General features: G+C 37.3%; 3 protein-coding genes and 1 pseudogene. 1 reads left to right on the top strand and 3 read right to left on the bottom strand.

Features of this window, described 5'->3' with window-relative positions:
* Window positions 1–21: 21 nt before the first annotated feature.
* Window positions 22–219 (top strand): annotated as a pseudogene (locus TW77_RS23885) (transposase); the annotation flags it as partial.
* 185 nt (window positions 220–404) lie between these two features.
* Here the strand turns inward: TW77_RS23885 and TW77_RS23880 are convergent.
* From TW77_RS23880 to TW77_RS25715, 3 genes are all read right to left on the bottom strand, one after another.
* Window positions 405–1,034, bottom strand: a complete 630-nt coding sequence (locus TW77_RS23880) for a hypothetical protein (protein ID WP_046007478.1) — start codon at window positions 1,032–1,034, stop codon at window positions 405–407.
* 120 nt (window positions 1,035–1,154) lie between these two features.
* Entirely contained in the window at window positions 1,155–1,736 is a 582-nt protein-coding gene (locus tag TW77_RS23875; RefSeq protein WP_046007477.1) for a hypothetical protein, read from the bottom strand.
* A 496-nt stretch (window positions 1,737–2,232) separates the two neighbouring features.
* On the bottom strand, window positions 2,233–2,548 hold a 316-nt coding region (locus TW77_RS25715; RefSeq protein ID WP_205623902.1), incomplete at its 5' end, for a hypothetical protein.

Raw genomic sequence — 2,548 nt, 5'->3', positions numbered from 1 at the left:
ACAGAATTATGAACACCCTCGCATTGGGTGTTGGATGTCGTGTTTAAGGAAGATGCTTGCCAGATCAGTGAGCCGATTTCCGCGGAAAACATGGCATTGTTCAGACGGGTTGTTCGCAATCTGGTAAAACAGCACACAGGCCGTAAAGATTCGATACGTGGCAAGTGTGTTCGGGCCAGTTTTGACGATGAATTCAGGGCCGAGCTTATCTTCGGTTAATGGTCGTTAACGAAGTATGCTCTCACCCTGCATCCATGGGTAATCCATTAATAATATTTGTTATTTGAATCGGTGCTTGTTGAAAGTATGCCTAACGCTTACCCAACCGGCGAAAAATAGCAAGCTAAAATTAGCGACGAAGGAGCGCAACTCTGCTGTTTTGCGTCCTTTGGCTTAGGCACTTGTTATACGTTTTCTGCGCCTACATATAACTTACAGTTAAATGACGCAGTATCAAACTTTTTGATATTTTGAATTATGTCTATTGTCGCTTTACTTACTGGTTCATTTGATTTTGCGATACAATTTACAAAGTAAACAATACGGCACCAAGCTTTAAAATGCTCATTCGTTAACTCTGAGGCAACAGGTAGCAAATTATCTAAAGTACTGTAATCTCGGCTACAGTGCTCTTGAATTGAGATAACCTCTTTCTCTGTTAGACCATTTTTCTTGATATATTGTAAAAGTGCATCGAGCTGTTCAATATTTTTAGCATGATCTTTCCCAAAAAACTTTCCCACCCTGAGTTCCTGAGGTAACGTTTTTAAATTATGTTTGAGAAAAAAAATCAAATATTCTCTAAGTCGCCTTTCTAAAGAAATTAGCTTTTTCTTCTTATTCTTTTCTTGCCACTTATCAAACACCCAAATTATTATTAACAACTCTAAACAAACACCTGTAATTTCAGGGGTTAAGCTTCCAACAAAGTAAGAACTAGAGTCACCCAAAAAACCTATAAAAATAAATGTGATTAATAAAAAAACAAGAATGTAGCTAAATATTTTTTGATCTATTTTTGAAAACCACTTCATAAATATACACAGATTCCTTAAAACGTATAACGCCTTACTAATGGCGCATAAATGCTTGGCTAAAATTAGCGAAGAAGGAACGCAAGCCAAGCGTTTTGCGTCCTTTGGTTTAGGTACTTGTTATGTTTGTTTTACTTCATAATATGCAAGTGTATCTAGTAAAGTTAATATTAATAGTATTACGTTTACATTTACCGTAGCACTCTCTTTTTCATAAATGTATCGCCAATCTAAAAACGCATTCGATATGGTTTTAGTATGGTCTTTAAAAAGTGTTTTACTGTGAATTTTAAACTCAGCACTTTTCTCTTTGGTAAATTTATTGACTTTATCTTTGACTTTGTTTGGCAAGTGTTTAAAAAGCGAGCTTAAGTTATGAATTTCTTCTGCTTTGCCGTAGATGTTTTGGAGTGTTTTTAAATACATTTCACATGCAAAAGCTGAATTAACAACAAATGGTGCACAAGCTTCGTGGCTAAAAGGAGGTTTACGTAAACTTTTTGAATGTATACCCCTTGCTATTTTTGCAAACGCCCTGGCTTGTTTAAACATTAGCTTTGATTGACTCAATTCAAGATACAAGTTCTCGTCTTTTAAAAATTGAATATACCTCTTAGAATTTTCTAGTCGGTCACCTGAATCAATAATTTTGCCAATTTCTTTATCTTTATCTATGATTTTCAGGTATTTCAAATCATTCATTGAATGCACCAAATTTGATTACAAACATAACGCTTTAGTATTCATGCGTACGCAGTACGCATAATCATTTGTTGAACTGGGCCGCTACCTGCACGCCGTATCCGGCTGGTGTGGTTTATGCTATGGGGATTTGCTTTTGATGAGTAGCTTTTGTTCTAAACCGTATATGGTTTGAACCGTTACTTCGTGACTCATTCCCTGCCTGAACAACGTTATTTATGCGTGTCATTAGACCCACTTTTTTCCTATTTGGCAAGTAGCTGGCACTGCATGATTTGCTCTACTTGCTCGTTGTATTGGCCGAGTGGTCATCACCGCTGTTCTCGTTTGTTTGGTTAACGAATTGCGAGGATACCCAGTTGAAACTGGCACCAGTTTCTTTATCACCGTCGACATAAGCTGCCACCAGCAAACTTATTGAGCCTAGGCTGAAAGCAAACGATGTTTCATCTGCGAACGAGTTTTGAGGTGGGTGTCTTCGAAATTATTAGGTGCACTATTGCATACATATAACTTCGTCTGGTTGATAAGAGCCATTAGCTTGCTTAAAGTGCATTTCGAACTCATGTCCGCAGACATTGTTACTAATAAACCGCTTACAGTAAAACAGGTCTCCGTCTTGGTTTTTATACCAAGAATCGATATCAGTTTTATAATTCGAACTTAAAACTTTGGGAATGCTGCTTGTTTTCTCCCAGTGATTTAAGTCGAAATTACATCCATCTATCGGTTTAGCCGAACAACCCGATAGAAGCATCAATATTATAATCACACGCCACATTCGAACGCAAAAATAACGGCGACACCCACCT

This window comes from Pseudoalteromonas rubra, assembly GCF_000967655.1.
Taxonomy (GTDB): Bacteria; Pseudomonadota; Gammaproteobacteria; order Enterobacterales; family Alteromonadaceae; genus Pseudoalteromonas; species Pseudoalteromonas rubra_A.
The sequence above is the reverse complement of the archived record's forward strand: the minus strand, read 5'-3'. Positions and strand labels throughout refer to the sequence as shown.

What these genes read in the sequence shown, in the direction of transcription:
- TW77_RS23875 (WP_046007477.1), bottom strand. Translation starts at nt 1,736, where the DNA reads ATGAATGATTTGAAATACCTGAAAATCATAGATAAAGATAAAGAAATT.
- TW77_RS23880 (WP_046007478.1), bottom strand. Translation starts at nt 1,034, where the DNA reads ATGAAGTGGTTTTCAAAAATAGATCAAAAAATATTTAGCTACATTCTT.